The sequence below is a fragment of the Desulfoglaeba alkanexedens ALDC genome (assembly GCF_005377625.1).
GTDB classification, from domain to species: Bacteria; Desulfobacterota; Syntrophobacteria; order Syntrophobacterales; family DSM-9756; genus Desulfoglaeba; species Desulfoglaeba alkanexedens.
In genome coordinates this window covers 1,169,370-1,190,284 of record NZ_CP040098.1, presented here as the reverse complement: position 1 = coordinate 1,190,284, position 20,915 = coordinate 1,169,370, and the positions used below count along the sequence as shown (strand labels likewise).

At 60.5% G+C, this 20,915-nt stretch carries 14 protein-coding genes and 1 pseudogene; 5 read left to right on the top strand and 10 right to left on the bottom strand.

Going from position 1 to position 20,915, the window contains the following annotated elements; all coding sequences use genetic code 11:
* Nucleotides 1-71 precede the first annotated feature (71 nt).
* Nucleotides 72-692, bottom strand: a complete 621-nt coding sequence (locus FDQ92_RS05640) for a nitroreductase family protein (protein WP_137423674.1) — start codon at nucleotides 690-692, stop codon at nucleotides 72-74.
* A 580-nt stretch (nucleotides 693-1,272) separates the two neighbouring features.
* Between FDQ92_RS05640 and FDQ92_RS05635 the strand changes: the two genes are divergently transcribed.
* On the top strand, nucleotides 1,273-2,169 hold the full coding sequence (locus tag FDQ92_RS05635) for a DUF4338 domain-containing protein (protein WP_137423673.1): 897 nt from the start codon (nucleotides 1,273-1,275) through the stop codon (nucleotides 2,167-2,169).
* Nucleotides 2,170-2,208: 39 nt separating this feature from the next.
* On the opposite strand, the gene FDQ92_RS05630 is transcribed toward FDQ92_RS05635, so the two are convergent.
* Both FDQ92_RS05630 and FDQ92_RS05625 read right to left on the bottom strand, forming a co-directional pair.
* Nucleotides 2,209-2,619 (bottom strand): HIT family protein, encoded by a 411-nt coding sequence (locus FDQ92_RS05630; RefSeq protein ID WP_137423672.1) that lies wholly within the window; start codon nucleotides 2,617-2,619, stop codon nucleotides 2,209-2,211.
* 382 nt (nucleotides 2,620-3,001) lie between these two features.
* A complete protein-coding gene (locus tag FDQ92_RS05625; RefSeq protein WP_137423671.1) occupies nucleotides 3,002-3,634 on the bottom strand; it encodes an FMN-dependent NADH-azoreductase in 633 nt (210 codons plus the stop codon).
* Nucleotides 3,635-3,789: 155 nt separating this feature from the next.
* On the opposite strand from FDQ92_RS05625, the gene FDQ92_RS05620 reads away from it, so the two are divergent.
* Genes FDQ92_RS05620 through lpdA form a run of 3 tightly spaced genes read left to right on the top strand, consistent with a single transcriptional unit; the run spans nucleotide 3,790 to nucleotide 9,386 of the window.
* The gene (locus FDQ92_RS05620) at nucleotides 3,790-6,510 is read left to right on the top strand and encodes a 2-oxoglutarate dehydrogenase E1 component (RefSeq protein ID WP_137423670.1); all 2,721 of its coding nucleotides are present in this window, start codon (nucleotides 3,790-3,792) and stop codon (nucleotides 6,508-6,510) included.
* Between the two features lie 43 nt (nucleotides 6,511-6,553).
* Complete coding sequence (gene odhB / locus FDQ92_RS05615) at nucleotides 6,554-7,972, top strand: 2-oxoglutarate dehydrogenase complex dihydrolipoyllysine-residue succinyltransferase (protein ID WP_137423669.1); 1,419 nt, start codon at nucleotides 6,554-6,556, stop codon at nucleotides 7,970-7,972.
* Nucleotide 7,973: 1 nt separating this feature from the next.
* Nucleotides 7,974-9,386 (top strand): dihydrolipoyl dehydrogenase, encoded by a 1,413-nt coding sequence (gene lpdA, locus FDQ92_RS05610; RefSeq protein WP_137423668.1) that lies wholly within the window; start codon nucleotides 7,974-7,976, stop codon nucleotides 9,384-9,386.
* A 128-nt stretch (nucleotides 9,387-9,514) separates the two neighbouring features.
* On the opposite strand, the pseudogene FDQ92_RS16435 reads toward lpdA, so the two are convergent.
* The 4 genes and pseudogenes from FDQ92_RS16435 to FDQ92_RS05590 all read right to left on the bottom strand — a co-directional run.
* Nucleotides 9,515-10,009: pseudogene (locus tag FDQ92_RS16435) on the bottom strand (PqiC family protein); the annotation flags it as partial.
* Nucleotides 10,010-10,064: 55 nt separating this feature from the next.
* The gene (locus FDQ92_RS05600; protein ID WP_137423666.1) at nucleotides 10,065-11,087 is read right to left on the bottom strand and encodes an MlaD family protein; all 1,023 of its coding nucleotides are present in this window, start codon (nucleotides 11,085-11,087) and stop codon (nucleotides 10,065-10,067) included.
* On the bottom strand, nucleotides 11,084-11,902 hold the full coding sequence (locus tag FDQ92_RS05595; protein ID WP_137425727.1) for an ABC transporter ATP-binding protein: 819 nt from the start codon (nucleotides 11,900-11,902) through the stop codon (nucleotides 11,084-11,086). The genes FDQ92_RS05600 and FDQ92_RS05595 overlap by 4 nt, the downstream gene beginning before the upstream one ends.
* Before the next feature lie 62 nt (nucleotides 11,903-11,964).
* Nucleotides 11,965-13,101: an ABC transporter permease gene (locus tag FDQ92_RS05590; protein WP_137423665.1), complete on the bottom strand. Its 1,137-nt coding sequence runs from the start codon at nucleotides 13,099-13,101 to the stop codon at nucleotides 11,965-11,967.
* 673 nt (nucleotides 13,102-13,774) lie between these two features.
* Between FDQ92_RS05590 and FDQ92_RS05585 the strand changes: the two genes are divergently transcribed.
* A complete protein-coding gene (locus tag FDQ92_RS05585; RefSeq protein ID WP_170180208.1) occupies nucleotides 13,775-15,178 on the top strand; it encodes a cytochrome B6 in 1,404 nt (467 codons plus the stop codon).
* 496 nt (nucleotides 15,179-15,674) lie between these two features.
* Here FDQ92_RS05585 and pgi read toward each other — a convergent pair whose 3' ends face one another.
* The 3 genes from pgi to FDQ92_RS05570 are packed head-to-tail and all read right to left on the bottom strand — an operon-like array spanning nucleotide 15,675 to nucleotide 20,785.
* Nucleotides 15,675-17,333, bottom strand: a complete 1,659-nt coding sequence (pgi, locus tag FDQ92_RS05580; RefSeq protein ID WP_137423663.1) for a glucose-6-phosphate isomerase — start codon at nucleotides 17,331-17,333, stop codon at nucleotides 15,675-15,677.
* Nucleotides 17,334-17,378: 45 nt separating this feature from the next.
* Nucleotides 17,379-19,499, bottom strand: coding sequence for a glycogen debranching protein GlgX (gene glgX / locus FDQ92_RS05575; protein WP_246041838.1), 2,121 nt, complete (start codon nucleotides 19,497-19,499; stop codon nucleotides 17,379-17,381).
* Nucleotides 19,496-20,785 carry an ATP-dependent 6-phosphofructokinase gene (locus FDQ92_RS05570; RefSeq protein WP_137423662.1) on the bottom strand — a complete coding sequence of 430 codons (1,290 nt, stop codon included), beginning with the start codon at nucleotides 20,783-20,785 and terminating at the stop codon, nucleotides 19,496-19,498. The genes glgX and FDQ92_RS05570 overlap by 4 nt, the downstream gene beginning before the upstream one ends.
* Between the last annotated feature and the right edge of the window lie 130 nt (nucleotides 20,786-20,915).

Below are 20,915 nucleotides of genomic sequence, written 5' to 3'. Positions count from 1 at the left end.
TCTCCTTATTCACGACGGTCTCCTTTGGGGCTATCCGCCCCTCTACCGCCACCAGGATCGACGGGATCGCGTCAGGTATTGTCGAAGCCGACCCAGCGGACCACGTTTTCTTTGCGCGGCGGAGCGGGAGGCGACTGGTCGGGGTATCCCAGGGGCACGATGGAAACGAGTTCCCTGCCTTCCATGCCGAGAAACGCGTTGATTTCTTCTTCCATGTACTTGGGGCCCGTCATCCAGCAGGTGGCGAGTCCCCGGCTATGGGCGGCGAGAAGCAGGTTCTGGATGAGTGCCGCGGCGCTCAGGAGGCGGCTGTAGCGGTTGAATTCCAGGTAGTAGCGCCCGCGTGGATCCAGGCCTTCGGGGATGTGAACCGCTTCTTTGGGGATGGTGACCAACACCACCACCGGTGCCCCTCCGAGGTTCTTGAAGACCTGAAGAGAAATATTGATCATCTTTTCAGAAAAGAGTTCCTGGAGGTGAGGAAGGACGTATTCCTGGGATTTGGAGACGATCTCCAGCAGCCGGTCCCGCGGTTTCCCCTGGACGACCACCAGTTCCCATTCCTGGCGGTTCATCCCGGAAGGAGCCCAAAGCGCCAGTTCGATCACTTCCTGGAGTACCTCGCGGGGGACAGGGTCCGGGCGAAACTTTCGAATGCTCCTTCGTTCCTTTATGACGCGATCCAGATCCATGAAATACCTCCTTGTGGGTGATTAGGTCCTCGTGGCGTCTTCCCCACGTTACGACACTAATTCTTGGACTGATGATTCTTGAATAACCGCGATGGGAAGACTTCGGCTGTAGCGCTCGTTGCAAAAACCATCAAAATCTTCCACACCACCGCAGGTCGCGCATCGACCGAATGGAACCATGCCCCTGGATTTCTCAGATCAGTGATGCTACCTTCCATCGTACGGCATATCCTGTCTTTCTGTTGGATTTGGGGATTTCGCCACCCCGGATGATATAATGTTTATTAGCTGTCGGACCACACACAACTTCTGATAAGAATCCCACTGGTTGACGGGGAAGTTTTTCTTCTTGTTTCCAAGTTCCAGCTTGGGAACACAACTGTGCAGAAGCTCCAGCTTCGATTTCATCGCGGCGAGGGCGCCGCTCCTACAGATGGTTTGCATCGCGGTCGAGGCCGCTTCTACAGGAACAAGGAGCCCCTGCCTGGAGGAAGGCGGGTCAGGGCCCAACGTTCGTGAGCCTGTTTTTGGGCAAGCGCTTTGTGTGTGAGCAAGGCGTGAGACCGGTTCGAGGGGGATCATGAACCATTCGAAGAATCTGAATTTCTGCGGCATCCAGGTCGGGGAAAAAGAACTGGAGTTGATTCGGGACACAGTGCACGATTGTGCCGGGTTGAGTCGCACCGAGTTGGCACATACGTTGTGTGAACTGCTGGAGTGGCGCCGCCCCAACGGATCGCTCAAGGCTCATGAATGCCGGCGTTTTCTGGAAGAACTGGAAGCCCAAGGCTTTCTTCGGCTTCCGGAATCTCAGAGCCGTACTCGAAAGGCCGCGACCATCATGCCGCCCGCCGACGCGAACCGCGTGGCACCTTCGGAGTTGTTCGAGGCCGGCCTTCGGGAAGTATCGCCGGTGATCTTGGAGATCGTGGAGACCCCGGAAGATCAGCGCCTGTGGCGGGAATGGGTCGGACATCATCACTACCTGGGCTTCAAAGTGCCTTTTGGTGCTCAGCTCAGATACTTTATCCGCGTGCACGGCTCGGAACCTCGCAGGGTAGGGTGCTTGCAGCTTTCAAGCCCTGCCTGGCGGATGGCGCCCCGTGACCGCTGGATCGGCTGGAACGAAGAAGAACGTGTTCGCGGCTTGCAACGGATCGTTCAGAACAGCCGCTTTTTGATCCTTCCGTGGGTCAGGATCCCTCACCTGGCCAGCGCTGCTCTCGCTCAGATGGCGCGGCGGGTGGCGACCGATTGGGAAGCACGTTACGCGGTTCGTCCGTTGCTGCTGGAAACCCTGGTGGATTCGGCGCGGTTTCGCGGCACCTGTTACCGGGCGGCCAACTGGATTTTTCTCGGCACAACCACCGGTCGGGGACGCATGGACCGGGAGCATCGCCGGGACGGCGCTGCTCCCAAAGACATTTTCGTCTATCCGCTCTGCCGCGGGGCCCGGGAAAAACTGCGCAATCCCTGAAGCGCCACTCGCAGGCCGGCTTTCAGGGCGACTGCGTTCTCAGAAAGCCCTGAGGATCTTCTCCAGCACCTTATCCATCTCGCCTTCAGGATACTTTTTCGCCGGCCAAGGCACTTTGAAGCCGTCACCGGCACGGCGCGGCAGCAGATGAAAGTGAACATGGTCGATTTGTTGGCCCGCGATGGCGTAATTGTTCTGCAAGATGTTCATGCCCTCGGCGTTCATGCCCTTGAAGACGGCCTGGGCCACCTTCTGCAGCGCTCCACCGCAGGCCGCCACCGCTTCGGGGGGCATGTCGAAGATGGTCACAAAATGTCTCTTAGGAATGAGCAGTGTGTGGCCCCATACGAGTGGGTTGATGTCGAGGAAAGCCAGGGAGTATTCGTCTTCGTAGACTTTGGCGCAAGGGATTTTGCCGTCGACGATCATGCAGAAGATGCAATCCGCCATTGCTCACACCTCCTGGTGCTGTTGAACCCATAGTGCATCATCCCGTTCAGAACCGTTCGTTTCTCCGGTGTTCTTCCATGCGCGCTTTCAGCTTCCGGAGCCACCGGTTTCTGAAGATGCTCCGGAAGCGCTCCCGGTCTGTAGGAACGGCATGGCTCAAAAGAATCGTTTTGCCCTGCCGGAGGCGAATGCCGCCCGTCGCCGGATGCACCCATTTGTCCCGGCGGCTGGCCCGCGTTCACGCGCCCCCGAACCTTTTCAACCTCCAGAGGTTCCCTGCAGGCGTCGCATCGCGGGTTCATGTGGTGGATCCCGAAAACCCGGCCACAGCCGGTGCATGTGAGCTTCCAAGCTTTCAGCATGGACCTATCCTTCCACGGAGCTAAAAATCACGGGCGATCTCCCGGGCTTTGTCCAGAGCTTCCTGTTTCCTTCGTTCGGCCTCGTCGGGACCTCCGGCGAGGGTCGGTTCGACCACGAGTGTTCGTACGTCGGTCAAGCCGATGAATCCCAGGATCATCTTGAGGTAGTGGGTCTGAAAGTCGAGGGCTTCGGCTTCACTTCCCGGCGGGTAGGCACCGCCGCGGGCACAGGCCAGAAACACCGGCTTTCCCGTGACCAAGCCCTCGGAGCCTCCCTCCGGAGTCACGCGAAACGTGTAAGTGGGCTGGATGAGTACGTCCAAGTAGTGTTTCAGCTTGTAAGGAATTAGAAAATTCCACATGGGGACGGCCAGCACGTACTTGTCGAAGGATTTGAACTCTTCGATAACCTGTTCCACGGCCCGCCAGGCGGCAAGTTCTTCTTGCGAGTGCTTTTTCCCATGCAGGATGGCGTACTTGCCCTGGAGTGTCAAGCCGTCGAAAGGCGGCAGTTCCTTTTCGAAGAGGTTCACCGTGACGATTTCATCTTCGGGATGCAAGGCCTTGTAGGCGTCGATAAAGGCATCGGCGGCGGCGATGGAATAGGACCGCTTGCCTCGCGGGGACGTTTGCAGGTAAAGTACTTTATACATGATCACCTCCGTCGGTTCCGGCTGGATGAGGTTGTGGGCGCAATGGCTCGGGGCCGGCGTTTACTCCGGCGCGGAGCCCACCGGGAAAAGTTGCCTATAACGTAGGCCTTCCTCCGTTTATGTCAAGTTGACTGCTCGCCGCGAGGTTCGGACCCATGGATGTGTCGCTAGCCTTGAATGCGGAATTCATCGACCGGCAGTATCGGAAGTGGCGTGAGGAGCCTTCGAGCGTCTCCAGGGATTGGCGGCTGTTTTTCGAAGGATTTGAACTGGGAACGGCACCGGGCGAAGCTGTTCCCGGTGTATGCGATAAGGCGCAGGTGCTCCGTCAGGCCCGGGTTGAAACCTTGATCCACCGGTATCGGGACATCGGGCATCTGCTTTCCTGCCTGGACCCCCTGGCTGAATGTCCCCTGGATCATCCGCTGCTCCGGCTTGAAGCCTTCGGGCTGGACGAAGGTGATCTGGAGCGCGTCTTTTACACGCCGGAAATTTCCCTCTGGGAAGAGGCGCGGCTTCGGGACATCGTGGATCTCCTGAAGGAAACCTACTGTGGATCGGTGGGTGTCGAGTACCTGCACCTGCAGGATCCCGAAGAGCGGCGATGGCTTCAGGAGCGCATGGAGTCCGTTCGCAACCATCCCGAGTGGGACTCAGCCGTTCAAAAGCAAATTTTTCGAAAGCTTTTTGAGGCCAACCTCTTCGAGCAGTTTCTTCACGCCAAGTATGTGGGTCAGAAGCGGTTTTCCATCGAAGGGGCGGAGACGGTGGCGGCCATGCTTGAGGCGCTGGTCCTTCATGCCGCTTCCGGCTCGTGCCGCGAGATCGTTCTGGGGATGGCTCACCGCGGGCGCCTCACCGTGCAGACGTGCGTCCTCGGAAAGCCGTCTGAAGCGGTTTTTTGCGAGTTCGAGGAGAACTACGATCCGGGGGCCCTGGTGGGAAGCGGGGATGTCAAGTACCATCGGGGCTGGATGTCGGACCTTTCGCTTCCCGGGGACCGATCGCTCCGGGCCGTTCTGGTTTCCAACCCCAGCCACCTGGAATCGGTGGATCCGGTCGTGGAAGGCATGGCCCGGGCCCGCCAGGACCGGCTGGCTGACCGGGCGCGCGAAGCCGTCCTTCCGGTCCTCATCCACGGTGACGCCGCCTTTTCCGGCCAAGGCGTGGTCTACGAAACCCTTAACCTGTCTCAGCTTGAAGGCTACACCACCGGCGGGACGCTGCATCTGGTCATCAACAATCAAATCGGTTTCACCACGGTTCCTGAAGAGGCCCGCTCCACGCGATATGCGACCGACGTGGCGAAGATGCTTCTCGCTCCCATCTTTCATGTCCACGGCGAAGACCCTGAAGCGGCCGTCCACGTCGTGCAACTCGCTTGCGATTACCGCAACCGGTTCAAGAAGGACGTGGTGGTGGACGTGATCTGTTACCGCCGCTACGGCCATAACGAAGGCGATGAACCTTACTACACCCAGCCGCTCATGTACGAACGGATTAAGAACCGCCCGCCCGTGTCCGAACTCTACGCCGACCGTCTGGTGAGCCGGGGGACCATCCGCAGCGAGGATCCGGACATCCTTCGAAAAGACATCAACGCGCGGCTGGAGGCGGCCTTGGAAAAGGCTCGAAGCCGAACGTGCGAAGCTCCCCTCAGCCGCTTTTACGAAGAATGGGAAGGGATCACCGGCGGTTATTCCCACGAACCCGTGGAAACGGGTGTCCCGGAAGCCGTCTTGGAGGAGCTTGCGCCCCGGCTTTATGCCGTGCCGGAGGGGTTCACCCTGCACGAACGTCTTCAGCGCATTCTCAGGCGGCAGGTGGATCGGGTGTTGGAAGGCGAGGGGATCGGCTGGGCCACGGCGGAACTGCTGGCCTTTGCCACACTCCTTGTGGAAGGGACGCCGGTGCGGCTGAGCGGCCAGGACAGCCGCCGCGGGACCTTCAGCCAACGCCACGGTGTCCTGGTGGATGCGAAGACCGGCGACCATCACATCCCGCTGCGACATCTCGACACCGATCAGGCGCCCTTCGACATCTACGACAGCAGCCTCTCGGAAAACGGCGTTCTGGGTTTCGAATACGGCTATGCTCAGGCGAGTCCCGATCGGCTGGTGATCTGGGAAGCCCAGTTCGGCGACTTCGCCAACAATGCTCAGGCGATCATCGACCAGTACATCGCGAGCGCGGAAGCCAAATGGCGGCGGCCGAACGGCCTGGTGCTGCTTCTTCCGCACGGATACGAAGGACTCGGTCCGGAACACTCCAGCGCCCGCCTCGAACGTTTCCTTCAGCTCTGCGCCGAAGACAACCTTCAGGTCGTTTACCCCACCACGCCGGCACAGTATTTTCACCTTCTTCGCCGCCAGATGAAACGGCCCTTCCGTAAGCCGCTTGTCGTCATGGCGCCCAAGAGTTTGCTGAGGCATCCGCAGGCCGTTTCTCCCCGGCGGGAATTTGCGGAAGGCCGTTTCCAAGAAGTTCTGGACGACGGGGTCGACCCGGCGAAGGTCCGGCGCGGCCTTCTGACCACTGGAAAGCTGTACTACGATCTGCTGGAACGCCGGGAAAATACCGGCCGGGACGACATCGCCCTTGTGCGCCTCGAACAGATCCACCCCTTTCCCGAAAAGCGGCTTCGGGAGGTTTTCAACCGATATTCCGGGGTCTCGGACTGGTTCTGGGTGCAGGAAGAACCGAAGAACATGGGTGCTTGGCCGTTCGCGGCCTTCAGGCTGGAAGACCTTCTCGGCGAAAGGCCGGGGTGCATCGCGCGGGCCGAATCGGCGAGCCCCGCCACCGGCTATTACCTCATCCACAAACAGGAACAGGAAGCCATCGTTACGGAGGCCTTCGGAAAGCCGGCGACGTGAATCACGGGCCGGCTCATGTCCACGACCATCCATCGGGGGAACCATGAAGATCGAAGTCAAGGTGCCGGAAGTCGGCGAGTCGGTCAAGGAAGCCGTTCTCGCCCAATGGTATGTGAAAGAAGGCGAACCGGTTCGCAAGGGAGCGGTGCTCTTCGTTATCGAAACGGATAAGGTGACGCTGGAAGTGGCGGCGGAAGCGGACGGGGTGCTCCACATCCTGGTGCCGGAAGGGGAGACCGTCCCCATTGGAACGGTCATTGCGGAAATCGATACGGAAATCGTACCCGCACGTGGGGAAGGAGAACCCGAAAAAGCGGCGGAAGAGGCCCCGAAGGAAGCGGTTCTCGAAGAAGAAGGGTTGCGAGAACCGGTGGAAGCCGGCGGTGAGGAGGCGGAGCGAAAACGCGAGGGAGCCGCCGCGGAAGAAGCGGTTGCGGCAAGCATGGCCCACGCCGTTGAGGGCGGTCCGCCCGAGAAAGCAGGTCCGCTGCTTCCGCCTTCGGTCCGGCGGCTGGTGGCCGAAAAAGGGATCGACGTCTCCCGCATTTCGGGGACCGGACCGCGGGGCCGGATCACCAAAGGTGATGTGCTCCTGTACCTGGAGCAGGCGGGTGAAACGCGCCGGAAAGAGGAAGAACCGAAGAGAGAAGTGCCCGCAGTGGGAAGGGCTCCCCGGGAGGCCGCTCAGGAGGTTGAGAAAGTCGGGAAAGGAACTCCAGGGATTTCAGGAGAAAGGACCGGGGCTTCAAAACCTGAAGAAGAAGCGCGCGTGACCCGGAAGCCCATGAGCCGCATCCGGCTCCGAATTGCGGAACGCCTCCTGGAAGCCCGCCGAAATACGGCCATGCTCACCACCTTCAACGAAATCGATATGAGCGCCGTTCAGAACACCCGAGCTCGCTTCAAAGAGCAGTTTCGGGAACGACACGGGGTTTCGCTGGGGATCATGTCCTTTTTCATGAAGGCCGTCACGACGGCCCTCAGGGAAATCCCGGAACTCAATGCTTTCATCGACGGCACCGACATCGTGTATCACGGCGACGTGCACCTGGGGATCGCCGTGGCGGGGGAGCGCGGCCTGGTGGTTCCGGTCATCCGGAACGCCGATCGGTTGGGGTTTGCGGAACTGGAACGGGCAGTCGTGGACTTTGTGGCCAAGGTGAAGGAAAACCGGCTGGAGCTTTCGGACTTGGAGGGTGGCACGTTCACCATCACGAATGGAGGCGTCTTCGGTTCCCTTCTCAGCACCCCGATCCTCAACACGCCTCAAAGCGGTATCCTCGGGATGCACAAGATCGAAGACCGTCCCGTGGTGGTGGACGGCCAGGTGGTGGTGCGGCCCATGATGTACGTGGCTCTGAGCTACGATCATCGGATTGTGGACGGCCGGGAAGCGGTGGTCTTTCTTAGGCGCGTCAAGGAATGCGTCGAACATCCGGAACGCATCCTTCTGGAGGTTTGAGATGGCGCAACGGTACGACCTGGTGATCATCGGTTCCGGGCCGGGCGGCTACGTCGCCGCTGTCCGCGCGGCCCAGCTCGGTTTCAAGACCGCCTGCGTGGAAAAAGATGAACGTCTCGGCGGCGTCTGCCTAAACGTGGGCTGTATCCCCAGCAAGGCTCTGCTGGATTCCAGCGAATTTTACCACCTGGCAAGGGAAAGACTGGCGGTTCACGGTGTCCGAGTGGGTGAGGTCAGCCTGGATCTTGCGGCCATGATGGCCCGCAAGGAAAAGGTGGTCAAGGAGCTCACCGACAACCTGCGAAAGCTTCTGGACGGGAATCGCGTGACCGTCATACGGGGTGAAGCGCGGCTGGCCGGCGCAACCCGTGTGGAAGTGAAACCCGCCGGCGATGCGGGCGGCGACCCCTTGAGTCTCGAAGCCCGCTTCATCCTCCTCGCCACGGGAAGCGAACCGGTCGCGGTGCCGGGGATTCCCTTCGACGGGCGCCGCCTGGTGGATTCCACGGGAGCCTTGGCGTTCACCGAAGTTCCGAAGCGACTCGGGGTCGTGGGAGGCGGCTACATCGGCCTGGAATTGGGATCGATCTGGCGGAGACTGGGGTCCGCGGTGACCGTTATCGAAATGATGCCCCAGATCGCCGGGCTCCTGGATGGGCAGGTGTCTCGAACGCTGGAACGGATTCTCAGAAAGCAGGGGTTTCAGTTGGCATTGAACGCCAGGGTCCTGAAGGCCGAAACCGACGGCGACGGCGTGAACCTCACGTGGGAATCGGGCGGGAAGGAACACCGAGGGGTCTTCGACAAGGTGCTGGTTGCCGTCGGCCGCCGGCCGCTCACCCGGAATCTCGGGCTGGAAGATGCCGGGGTGACCGTCGATCCCACGACCGGCCGCGTGATCGTGGACGCCTCCTTCCGTACCGAGATCCCTACCGTTTACGCTATCGGCGACCTCATTCCCGGGCCCATGCTCGCTCACAAGGCGTCCGCCGAAGGGATCGCCGCGGTGGAAGCCATGGCGGGGTATTCTTCCGAGGTCAATTACGAAGCCATCCCGTCCGTGATTTACACGTTCCCGGAAGTGGCGAGTGTGGGGCTTACCGAAGAACAGGCAAGGGAGCAAAACATTTCTTATTGTGTCGGCACCTACCCGTTTACCGGGGTCGGGCGGGCCCGCTGCATGGGAGAAACCGAAGGGTTCGTGAAGGTCCTGAGCCATTCCAGGACCGACCGGCTGCTGGGCGTGCACATCCTCGGCCCCAGGGCTTCGGACATGATCGCTGAGTGTGTTCTGGCCATGGAATTCGGTGCCGCAGCCGAAGATATCGCCCGCGCGGTCCACGGGCACCCCACTTTTTCCGAGGCGCTCCAGGAAGCGGCAAAGGTTGCATGGGAGTGCATCTCCCGCGTTTGAAGGAAGGCGTTCTGAGAAGCCCGGGCGGGGATCTCCGACCGGTGTTGGCGCTCCTTTTCCACGCCATGGGCGATTTCGGCGGCCAGCCGTTCCACGAGACGACTCAGGGCTGTGACGTAGTCCTGTGCCGAGCTCCCTTTGCAAGACTCCTTGGCCTCGAAATGGTTCCACGGCACCACCGCCTGTTGTTCCTTCGCATTGCGAATGGACCACCGGGCGACCAGGTCGACCTCGCCGCCGCAAGTCCCTTCGAAGCGAATCACCTGCGCCGTCACCTGAACATCGATGGGAATCGATCGTTTCCACGGGTAGAGGTAGACGTTGTCGGTTCCCAGGAGCATGGATAGATTTTCGGCGAGAACGCGGGGTAAGGCTTCCCTCAGCGGCTCAGCCCACCGGTCGAATTCCGCCAGTTCCGCCACGGCCGGAGCAGGCCGAGTGACGATTTGGGGCCGATCCAGATACGAAGGGATTTCCACGGGTCCGACCCCCAGGACGAGCTTTCCAAACCCCGCGCCGTGGGATTGAGCCGCTCTGAGGGCTTGAGAACTTTCGAGAACGTAGTGGCGCGCAGGCGGGCTGACGGCCCAGATGCAGCCGCACAGGAAGGGCAGGAGCAGCATCGGGGCGGTGAGCCGCCGCAGATTCCAGAAGCTTTGACGCATGAAGCGCCTCCCTTCAGTCGCCCTTTCCGTGAATCAGGGCTTCGGGATGGTGTTCCAGATACTCCGCCAGCACCCGCAGGGCGCGGGCCGCTTCCGAGAAATCCTCCAGGGATTGAGTGAGCGCCTGCACGATCGGCGAATCTTCATCCAGCAGATGACCGAGTCTTTCCATGGTTTCCCTCGTCTCGGCGGAAGTCTGTTCCAGGTTTGAGGAAAGCGGCCCCATGCGGGCGTCCACGTCTTTTACAAGCCCTCGGGATTCGGTCAGAAAGGCTTCGAGTTCCCGGTTCAGTGAAGCGCTTCGGGCGTCCAATTTACGCACGAACTCCGTGATTTGGGCGAGGGTTTCTTCCAGGTTTTTCGCCGCCGGTTCCGCTTTTTGGTTGAGGGTTTGAACGAGTTGCCTGGATTCGCTGAGTGTTTCGTTCAGCCCTTTCAGTGCCCCTCTGAGTTCAGGCGAGCTCATGACCTCCTGCAGGGCCGCCAGCGTACTTTCCAGGTTGGCGAGGATCCGTTCGATGGGCGCTTCCTCGAAGCGTTTGAAGAATTTTTCCAGGTCGGTGGGTACGGTGGGAATTTCCCGGTGTTCCGCGATCGCTCCGACAAGCTTGATCGGCGTGCCCGGGTGGAAGTCCAGTTCGACCATGAGTTGGCCGGTCACCAGGCTCTGGATGGCCAGCTGGGCCCTGAGACCCTGCTCGATCCACTGGTTGAGCAGCTCGTCTTCGATCCGAAGCGCCCGGTCACCGACGCCGATCTGCTGCGGGTCGATCTCGATGAGCACCGGGATCCGGACCTTTTCGGCCTGAGGATCAATGTGCAGGAGGATCTGGGATACCTGGCCGATCTGAACGCCGCGAAAAGCTACGGGCGCTCCAACCCCGAGTCCTCTCACGGATTCTTCGAAGAAGACCACGAAGGTTTCCTTCGTTCCAAAGATCTGCCTCGAGCCGAAAATGAGAAGGGCCGCTACGGCGAGGGCGACGGCGCCGGCAACAAATACTCCAATGATTTTGGGATCGGCCTTCTGGCTCATGACGGCACTCGGTCGCTCAAGGTGCCTGCGGACGCGGAGGGTGCGTTGGTGTTGCGCCCGCCGGGGGGTTCGAATGTCGGTCTGGAAGAGGCGTGGGACCCGTCGGCCCGCCCGCGCGTGAGAAACTCTCTTACCTTGGGGATGTCACAGGTTTCAAGAAGTTTTCGAGGGTGTCCTTGGGCGACCATGGTTCGCAGTTCACCGTCCAGAAAAACGGCGTTGTCGGCGATGGTGAAGATACTTTCCAGTTCATGGGTCACCACCACCACCGTGGTACCCAGGCTGTCTCGGATTTCCAGGATCAACTCGTCCAGTCGATAGGCGTTGATGGGGTCGAGGCCGGCCGACGGTTCATCGAACATGAGAATTTCCGGGTCCAGCGCCATGGCGCGGGCGAGGCCCGCCCGTTTCCGCATGCCGCCGCTGATTTCCGACGGGTAGAATTCCTCGAAACCCGAAAGCCCCACCAGGGCCAGTTTCAGCGAAACCATGTCCTGGATCTCGGCGGCGCTGAGCGTGGAATGTTCCTGGAGCGGCAAGGCCACGTTTTCCGCAAGGGTCATGGAACTCCACAAGGCGCCGCTCTGGTAGAGCACCCCGATCCTTTTCATGATCCGGTTGCGGTCTGCGGGCTCCGAGCCCCAGAAATCCATGCCGTCGTAGAGAATCCGGCCCTTTGTGGGTTTGATCAATCCCACCAGGTGGCGAAGGAGCGTACTTTTGCCGCATCCGCTGTCACCCATGATAACGAAAATCTCGCCCCGCCGGATCCTGAAATCGAGATTCCGCTGGATGACGAAACTTCCATACGCCATGTCCAGGTCTTCCACCGAGATATGAATGTTCGGTTCAGCCACCGTCCCTTGTCCCTTCTTGGTCAGATCCCGATTACGCTGGTAATCACCGTGATAAGTGCGTCCGCCACCACGATCCACACGATGGCGGTCACGACGGCGGACGTGGCGGCGGTGCCTACCGCGTCCGCGCTCCGGCCGCATTGTATCCCGCGGAGGCATCCTGAAAGAGCGACCAACACCCCGAAGACGCTGCTCTTGAAAATGCCGATCCACAGATCGGTCAAGGTCACCGCGGCCCGGGTCTGGCTCACGTACTGGGCGTAGGTGATGTCGAACATGCCGATCCCGACCGCCATGCCTCCGAGCATCCCAATGAAATCCGAGTAAACGCAAAGGAACGGCATCATGAGGGTGATGGCGATGACCCGTGGAATCACCAAGAAATCCATAGGGGAAATGCTCAGGGTCTTCAGGGCGTCGATTTCTTCGTTGACCTGCATGGTGCCCAGTTGGGCGGCATAGGCGGCCCCGGTCCGCCCTGCCATGATCACCCCCGTCATCATGGCTCCCATTTCCCTGACCATGCCCAACCCCACGAGGTCCGCGATGTAGATCTGAGCTCCGAACAGTTTGAGCTGCACCGCGCCGACGAAAGCGAGGATCAACCCTACCAGGAGACTGATGAGCGAGACGATGGGAAGCGCCTGCGGCCCGCTTCTCTGAACGAACAGGGCCAGGTCGGAAAAACGCCATCGGGCCCTTCCGGTCGCCAGTCTTCCGAAAGCGAGAGTGACTTCACCCAGGAAAGCGAAGAACTCCTCGGAAGCTCGAAACGACACGAGAACGGACCTGCCGATTCGAGTCAGAATGTCGGGATGGTCGGTCCGGTTCCGCGTTTCCTTACGCGGCGTCGCCGACGCCAGGGCGAGAAGCCGCCGGACTCCTTCGGGAAGCCCGCCGGCCGCCATCGCCGCCCCGCTTTCGGTGCAGCATCGCTCGACCTTCGCGAGAAAACTCAACAGTCCCGAATCCCAACCCGCCAGTTCGGTTGCGTCGAACTCGATTCGTTGGATGTGCGAGCCGGGATCAAGGTGTTTTCGAATGGCTTCGGCCGACGGTAGTGGATAGCCCATACGCCATTCACCCGAGAGACGGAGGCAAAGGACCCCCGGAGAGGAGGCTGTGATGGTCAGTGAGGCGGGGTGTTCGCTTTTCATATCGTCCGGGTTTTCCGTCAACCATGTATGCCCTTGGGGGATTGTCCGTGGAACATGGCCCGTCGAGCGCCGGGTTGTCAAGTCGCAATTGTTTTTGGCTAGCGTTCCGAAGGGCTGCCGGAAACCCTGAAGCTCCGACGGAAAGGGGCGTCCAAGAGCATGCGCAGAGTATCTCGGGGGTTGACACCGGGCTGAGGAAGTGTTCTGAAATGGCATCAGGACAGGGAGCTGTTCCGGTTTATCTCAAGACGCGGCAGAACATGGCCACGGCGCTCAATGCGCCACTACCACCACCACCACCACGAGGGATAAAAACACCCGCCATGAATGCGGCTCGCATGTAGGAGCCGATACGCCGGCGATCCAGGGCACGGCGGAGGCCGCTCCCAGCGACGAGGCGAAAGCACGGTTCTTTCACATTAACCTGGAAGGCGGCCGCATGGAGCATATGTGCCTGCGGCGGGCCTTCGCAAACTCTCCCGCGTTCAACCGATCGCACCCCGCAAGGTTCCGCGGAGAGCGAATCGGCGGATCCCAGGGGTCGGTATGGACGCGCCTTGAAACACGCCGGGCGTCGGCCCAGGCGGTGAAGGGAGGTGAAAAGCGATCGTGCATCACCCGAAACCTGGAGGCGTTGATCTTATCGAACACCCGTAAGCATGGAGATGATCCTATGCAAAGCCAGTGTTTTTCCAGCAGCCGTCGGTTATGGTGGGCCCTTTTATTGTGCGTCCTGCTGGTTCCTTTTGCGGCGGGAGCGGCCGACATGGTTCCGAGCAGTTATTTGCCGGTGGTTATCAAGGAACCCTTCGAAGAGACCATGACCCGCATGAAAGGCGAAAAGGCCGCGGTCATGAAGCGCCAGATGGATTTACTCAATGAGCGCTATGATCTGGGTGACCGGCCGGCCCAGGGAGTCACCATGAGCGGCGGGAAAGTCGTTCAGGAAGGCGTCAGGGCCAAGCTTCCCGAGGGCATGACCTGGGACAGGCTGGGCGCCATGTCCCCCGAAGAGATTTTCAAAAAGGGGCTGTGGCCCAAAGGTTTTCTGCCGCTTCCTCATCCCAACCACGTGGAAGGCGGCCAGGTTTTTCCCCAATTTCACATCGACGAAATCAAGAAACAGGAAGGACGGGACCTTACCCGTTTCGACCTGGATTACGATCTGCCCGAGCACCTGCTGCCCGAGTTTCCTCCGCCCATCTACCTCACGACCCGCCCCGACCTGGGAGACGTCTCCCAGGGAAAGGTTGTTACTCTAATGAACTACTATGAGCTGTTCAACGGCATTTTGAACCCTAAGCAACTCGAAGGGCTGCGGCTTCTCGTGACACCCTTCCCGCAGCAGCAGTTCAACCAGACCGAGGACCGCCGGAGCGAACTCCCCAGCCGTGGAGTTACTTGTTTCGACTGCCACGTGAACGGTCACACCAATGCGGCGACCCATCTCGTGGGCGACATCCGTCCTCAGGAATTCAGGCACCGGATCGACACGCCGACGCTGCGAGGTGTGAATGTTCAGCGGCTGTTCGGTTCGCAGCGGGCGCTCAAGTCGGTGGAAGACTTTACGGAATTCGAGCAGCGGGCCGCTTATTTCGACGGGGACCCGGTGATCGCCACCAAGAAGGGCGTGAATGTGTTGGAACGTGGGAGCCAAGTGCATTTCATGGCCGAGTTCCAAGCGCTGCTGGATTTTCCACCGGCGCCGAAACTGAACATTTACGGCCGGCTGGATCCCGGGAAGGCCACCCCGGAGGAAATGCGGGGAGAAGAAATCTTTTTCGGCAAGGCCAATTGCGCCGTCTGTCATCCGGCTCCCTATTATACGGACAACCTGATGCACAATCTCCGCACGGAACGCTTCTTCAAGCCTCAGATGGTCAACGGGCGCATGGCGGCCGCCGACGGTCCCATCAAGACCTTTCCTCTTCGGGGCATCAAGGATTCGCCGCCTTACCTGCACGACGGGCGACTCCTCACTCTCGAAGACACGGTTGAATTCTTCAACCTGGTTCAAGAGCTGAAGCTCACTGCGGAAGAAAAGAAAGCGCTGGTGGCTTTCATGCGGGCGCTGTAGTCCGCCCTTTTTTAAGACGACCGATCCTCTTTAGAGGCTGTCTGAGAATACCCGTCACGCTTCTGAGGATTGGGTGTCCGTTTTTTCGCCGTAGGGCGGTTCGCGAACGGCAGCTAAGGAGCGACTCATACCCTGTAGGAGCCGGCTTGCCGGCGACCCCGATCGCGGCCAAGGCCGCTCCTACAGGAACAAGGAACTTCAGGGCCCGACTTTCATGAGCTTGTTTTTGGACAAGCTCTTTAGCCTTGTGCAGCAAGGAGGGGCACGGGCCACCGTGCTCCGTTGCCTCACAGGGCGCTGCCCGCTGCCGCGAACGGGCGAGGACCGGGCGGACGGCGACCGAGGCTCAAGAAGCGGTCTTTGATCTGAGCGTGGAGGAACCCGAGCCTTCGCTGCCGGAAAAGCCGATCGGCGATGGTGCCGAAAGATCGGGAAGGAGACGTGTTCCGGGAAATTCACCGTGTGCATTTCCAAACCGGGCTCGGGATCTCGAAGCTCAGGATTTCTCCGATCCCAGCCCCAGCCGCCTGAAATGCCTTATGAGCCCGCTGGTGGAGGCGTCGTGGGACGCTACGGCGCCCCGGCCTTCCAGCTCGGGTTCGATGGCCCTGGCCAGCTGCTTTCCCAGTTCCACTCCCATCTGGTCAAAGGAATTGATATTCCAGACCGCCCCCTGGGTGAAGACCTTGTGCTCGTAGACGGCGAGGATCATTCCCAGTGTTTCGGGGGTGAGTCTTTTGTACACGATGGAATTGCTGGGCCGATTTCCGTCGAAGGTCCTGGCCTTCGCGAGTATCCCCAGCATAGGGCCCGCGACTCCGGCATGTTCCAGTTCGCGCCGGGCTTCCTGTTCGGATTTTCCTTTCATGAGGGCTTCGGTTTGAGCCAGGAAGTTGGCCACGAGGATGCTGTGGTGGCGGCCGAGGGGGTTCAGGGGCTGTGCCGGAGCCAGGAAGTCGCAGGGAACGAGCCGGGTGCCCTGATGGAGGAGCTGGAAGAACGCGTGCTGGCCGTTGGTTCCGGGTTCTCCCCAGATGATGGGCCCGGTGGCATAGTCCACGCGTTCACCCTCCCGGGTGACGCTCTTCCCGTTGCTTTCCATGTCGAGCTGTTGCAGGTGGGACGGCAGGAGCCGCAGGTATTGGTCGTAGGGAAGGACGGCGTGGGTTTCGGCGCCGAAGAAATTATTGTACCAGATCCCCAGGAGTCCCAGGATCACCGGGATGTTCGTCTCAAAAGGGGCGGTTCGGAAATGTTCGTCCACCTTGTGGGCCCCGGCCAGCAGTTCTTCGAAACGGTCCATGCCGACGGCCAGGGCGATGGGCAGCCCGATGGCGGACCAGAGCGAATAACGCCCGCCGACCCAATCCCAAAAGCCGAACATGTTTTCCGGATCGATGCCGAAGGCCGAAACGGCTTTCCGATTAGTGGAAACCGCAACAAAATGTTTCGCCACGGCCTTCTCATCGCCGAGCCGGGACAGCAGCCACGCCTTGGCCGACGCCGCATTGGTCATGGTTTCCTGCGTGGTGAACGTCTTGGACGCCACAATGAAAAGGGTCGTTTCCGGTCGGAGCGGCTTCAACGTCTCCGAAAGATGCGTGCCGTCCACGTTGGAAACGAAGTGGAAGCGCATGGGGGGTTGGTGATAGTGGGCAAGGGCGGTGGTGACCATCCGGGGCCCCAGGTCGGACCCTCCGATGCCGATGTTCACCACGTCGGTTATCTCGTCGTCGAAATGTCCTTTCCATCGGCCGGACCGAACCTGCTCGGTGAAGGTCCGCATGCGGTCCAGTACCGCGTTTATTTCCGGCATCACGTCTTCGCCGTCCACCAGGATGGGGCGCTGAGAACGGTTTCGAAGCGCTACGTGAAGCACCGGGCGTCCTTCCGTCGTGTTGATCCGATCGCCGCGGAACATGGCCTGGATCTGTTCCGAAAGCCGCTGCTGATGGGCCAGTTCCAGCAACAGACCGAGAGTCTTTTCCGTGATGAGGTTTTTTGAAAAATCGACGAGAAGGTCTCCGAGGCGCAGAGAGAACCGCTGAAAGCGCTGAGGGTCCGCGGCAAAAAGATCCCTCATTCGGACTCCCGCCATTTCCCGGCGATGTTCTCTCAAGGCCTTCCAACGCGGCGATTGGGTGAGCTGCGACATCGTCTGCCTCCCAAAACACTGAGAATGTTGTCGGTGCTCCAGGTTTCAAAGCCTCCGCCGACTTTCGAACACGACGACGCTGTGCGGGCGAACCAGATAAAAGCTCCCTTTTACGGCGGGCTGATCCTGGGGTTCGAGGATATCCTGGGGTGAATCCATGGAGGTGTCCACCGCCCGATGCCACCGCCTTCCGGACAGATTCGGCAGGGGGGCGTTCAGTATGCTTTGAGCCGGGTTGAGGATCACGTGCAGGTCCTCTTCCCCCCGGCCGACGCCGGCCAACGTGAAGGCCAATACCTGAGCTTCTGGATCGTCCCAGAGAGGTTCACCCAGTCGCCTGCCGTGCCAGGCGACGTCCGGAAGAGGCCGCCCTGGAACCTTCTTTCCGGTAAGGAAGCGCTTTCGCATCAAGCTGGGGTGCCGCTTGCGAAGCGAAATCATCTGTCGGACGAAGCGCAGCATCCCCTGGTTTGTTTCGTTGAGCGTCCAGTCGACCCAACCCAGGGGATTGTCCTGGCAGTAGGCGTTGTTGTTTCCGTTCTGGGTGCGGAGCATTTCATCGCCTGCAAGGATCATGGGGACTCCCTGGCTCAGGAACAGGATGGCCATGAAGTTCCTGACCTGGCGTTTGCGCAGGGAGAGGATGCGCGGATCCCGTGTTTCGCCTTCCACGCCGCAGTTCCAGCTGAAGTTTTCGTCCGTTCCGTCCCGGTTGTCCTCCCCGTTGGCCTCGTTGTGCTTTCGCTCATAGCTCACCAGGTCCCACAGCGTGAACCCGTCATGGCAGGTCACGAAGTTGACCCCGTTGGTGGGAAGCCGCCCCTGGGGTTCGTAGAAATCACTGCTTCCGGCAAGGCGGGTGGCCATTTCCCCAACCAGCCCCTTGTCTCCGCGAACGAACCGGCGGACCACGTCCCGGTACCTCCCGTTCCATTCGCTCCAGCGAAACCCTGGAAAGGCCCCGACCTGGTAAAGCCCTGCGGCGTCCCAGGCTTCGGCGATGATTTTTGCATCGGCGAGCGCTTCGGAAAACTCAATGCTCCACAGCACCGGGGCGTGAGGCATGGGCCGGCCGTCTTCCCCTCGGGCGAGAACGCTCGCGAGGTCGAACCGGAACCCGTCCACGTGCATTTCCCTCACCCAGTATTCCAGGCAATGTAGGATGAAACGCGAAACCAGGGGGTGATTGCAGTTCACCGTGTTGCCGCAGCCGGTGTAGTCCACATAGCGGCTCTTGTCCGCGGGATCCAGGTGGTAGAAGATCTCGTTGGCGAACCCCTTGAAGTTGATGATCGGCCCCTCCGCTCCCCCTTCCGCCGTGTGGTTGATGGCCACATCCAGGATGACTCCGATTCCCGCCCGGTGGAGCGCCTTCACCATGTCTCTGAATTCCTGGAGGTGGGAGCCGGGACGGGGAGATGTGCCGTAACCGGGATGCGGACTGAAGAAGCTGTGGGTGCTGTAGCCCCAGAAGTTGCGGAGTCCCAGGGCGGCCGCCGGCTCGGGGACGTCCTGTTCATCGAAGGCCATGCAAGGCATGAGTTCCACGTCGGTGATCCCGAGGTCCTTGAGGTGAGGGATCTTTTCGATGACCCCAAGAAAAGTCCCCGGGTGCCGGACACCGGCCGAGGGGTGCCGGGTGAAGCCGCCCACGTGCAGTTCATAGATGATGCATTTCTCCAGCGGGTGGTTGAGCGGGCGGTCGCGTTCCCAGTCGTAGGCGCCATCCACCACGGCGGCCCGCATGGACGAGAGACCTTGGCCGGGCATCCGCGATGTGCGGCGGCGGTCCCAAAAGTCACAGGTTACGGTTTTGGTCCATGGGTCGAGCAGTTCCACCCGCTTGTCGAATCGATGTCCGGAAACCGCCGTATCGCCGGGGCCGTCGGCTCGCCACGTATAATGGACCCCCGGCGGAAGGTCCTGAACGAACACGTGCCAGAAAAAGAAAGTCCGATGGACGTTGGGGTCCAAACGGATCACCTGGAACGGTTCCAGGCTCCGCGCGCTTTCGTACAACCGCAGTTCCATGCTCGTGGCATAGCGGCTGAAGACCGAGAAATTCACTCCCCTGGCCATCCGGCTGGATCCCGGGGGATACCGGTAACCGCGGCGGATCTTGTGAGATTTCGCCGGCAATCCGTGGGTGATTCCCGTTTCCTTCACATCATTTCTTTCGGTTGCCCGGTGGAAGCGAGCACATTGCTCCAAAGCCTGCCTTCCGGATCGATCCGTTTTCGCTCAAAGGCGGCCAGAGGGATGGGCACGTGGGTGAATTCGTTTTTCCAGAACCCGACCAGCATGTTGGTGCGCCCGGTCATCCCGGCATGGACGGCGTGGTGTCCCAGGAGCAGGCAGAAAACGGAATCGTGGGCGTTGGCGGGCATGCTCCGTATAGTGTAACTTGGATCGATGTATTTCAACGTCACGTCCATTCCCAGGTTTTTGAGGCGAGCGGGGATCATGTCCCGGAGAAAGATCCCGATGTCTCCCAGGCGGACGTTTCCGGAGGCGTCCGTTTCCCTGGGCCGTTCCACCAGGTCTTGCCCTGCGCCTTCAGCCACCACGATCACGGCGTGACCCCGGCTTTCGATGCGTCTCTTGAGGGCCGCGAGCAGCCCGTCCAGGGTGAAGGGCACCTCTGGTACCAGGCAGAAATTCACTTCGCTGTGAGCCAGCGAGGCGTAGGCGGCGATGAATCCCGATTCCCGGCCCATGAGTTTCACCAGGCCGATGCCGTTTCGCGCCCCTTCGGCTTCCGCGTTGGCCGAATAGACGGCTGTTCTGGCTTCCGAAACGGCCGTTTCGAATCCAAAGGAATTCTGGACGTTGGAAATATCGTTATCGATGGTTTTCGGGATTCCGATCACGGCGATCTTGAGGTTCCGGCGGCCGATTTCCTCGGTGACGGCCTGGGCGCCCCGAAGCGTTCCGTCACCCCCGATGGCGAAAAGAATTCCCACGTTCATTCGTTCCAGCGTGTCCACCATTTCGGAGACATCCTGCGGCCCCCGGGAAGACCCCAGCAGGGTCCCCCCCTTCTGGTGGAGGTCGGCCACGGCGCGCGGCGTCAGTTCCAGCGGGCGATGGCCGTGGCGGTGGGTGAGTCCTTCATATCCGTAGCGGAATCCGAACACCGTGGCGACGCCGTAGTGATGAAAGAGGCTCAGAACGATGGCCCGAATCACGTCGTTCAGGCCGGGGCAGAGTCCGCCGCAGGTCACGATTCCGCACTTGAGCTTCGAAGGGTCGAAGTAGATCTGTTCCCTTGGGCCGGCCGCTTCGAAGGCCGGAAGCGGTTTTCCCTCGGCGACGCAGGCTTCGATGGCACTCGCGTCCGAAGGATAGAGCACGCGTTCGTCGTTACGGACGAACCTCACGCCGGAAAGAGGGGAGGGAATGCGGCATCGGCCGAGCCTGGAGATGTTGAAGTCGAGATCGTGGCAGTTCACGGTTCACCTCGCTGACGGGACCGGATCGAATCCGGCCGTCTCATTCGCCGACGGCATCGTTCCAGGCGGCCTGGATATCCCGCCGGGGGCGGGTCTGGAACCGATTCCGGGGCTGCAGGTTGTCGAGGGT

Excerpts from the sequence above, each read along its gene's own strand:
- FDQ92_RS05640 (WP_137423674.1), bottom strand. The coding sequence starts at position 692 with ATGGATCTGGATCGCGTCATAAAGGAACGAAGGAGCATTCGAAAGTTT.
- FDQ92_RS05635 (WP_137423673.1), top strand. The coding sequence starts at position 1,273 with ATGAACCATTCGAAGAATCTGAATTTCTGCGGCATCCAGGTCGGGGAA.
- FDQ92_RS05630 (WP_137423672.1), bottom strand. The coding sequence starts at position 2,619 with ATGGCGGATTGCATCTTCTGCATGATCGTCGACGGCAAAATCCCTTGC.
- FDQ92_RS05625 (WP_137423671.1), bottom strand. The coding sequence starts at position 3,634 with ATGTATAAAGTACTTTACCTGCAAACGTCCCCGCGAGGCAAGCGGTCC.
- FDQ92_RS05620 (WP_137423670.1), top strand. The coding sequence starts at position 3,790 with ATGGATGTGTCGCTAGCCTTGAATGCGGAATTCATCGACCGGCAGTAT.
- odhB (WP_137423669.1), top strand. The coding sequence starts at position 6,554 with ATGAAGATCGAAGTCAAGGTGCCGGAAGTCGGCGAGTCGGTCAAGGAA.
- lpdA (WP_137423668.1), top strand. The coding sequence starts at position 7,974 with ATGGCGCAACGGTACGACCTGGTGATCATCGGTTCCGGGCCGGGCGGC.
- FDQ92_RS05600 (WP_137423666.1), bottom strand. The coding sequence starts at position 11,087 with ATGAGCCAGAAGGCCGATCCCAAAATCATTGGAGTATTTGTTGCCGGC.
- FDQ92_RS05595 (WP_137425727.1), bottom strand. The coding sequence starts at position 11,902 with ATGGCGTATGGAAGTTTCGTCATCCAGCGGAATCTCGATTTCAGGATC.
- FDQ92_RS05590 (WP_137423665.1), bottom strand. The coding sequence starts at position 13,101 with ATGAAAAGCGAACACCCCGCCTCACTGACCATCACAGCCTCCTCTCCG.
- FDQ92_RS05585 (WP_170180208.1), top strand. The coding sequence starts at position 13,775 with ATGCAAAGCCAGTGTTTTTCCAGCAGCCGTCGGTTATGGTGGGCCCTT.
- pgi (WP_137423663.1), bottom strand. The coding sequence starts at position 17,333 with ATGTCGCAGCTCACCCAATCGCCGCGTTGGAAGGCCTTGAGAGAACAT.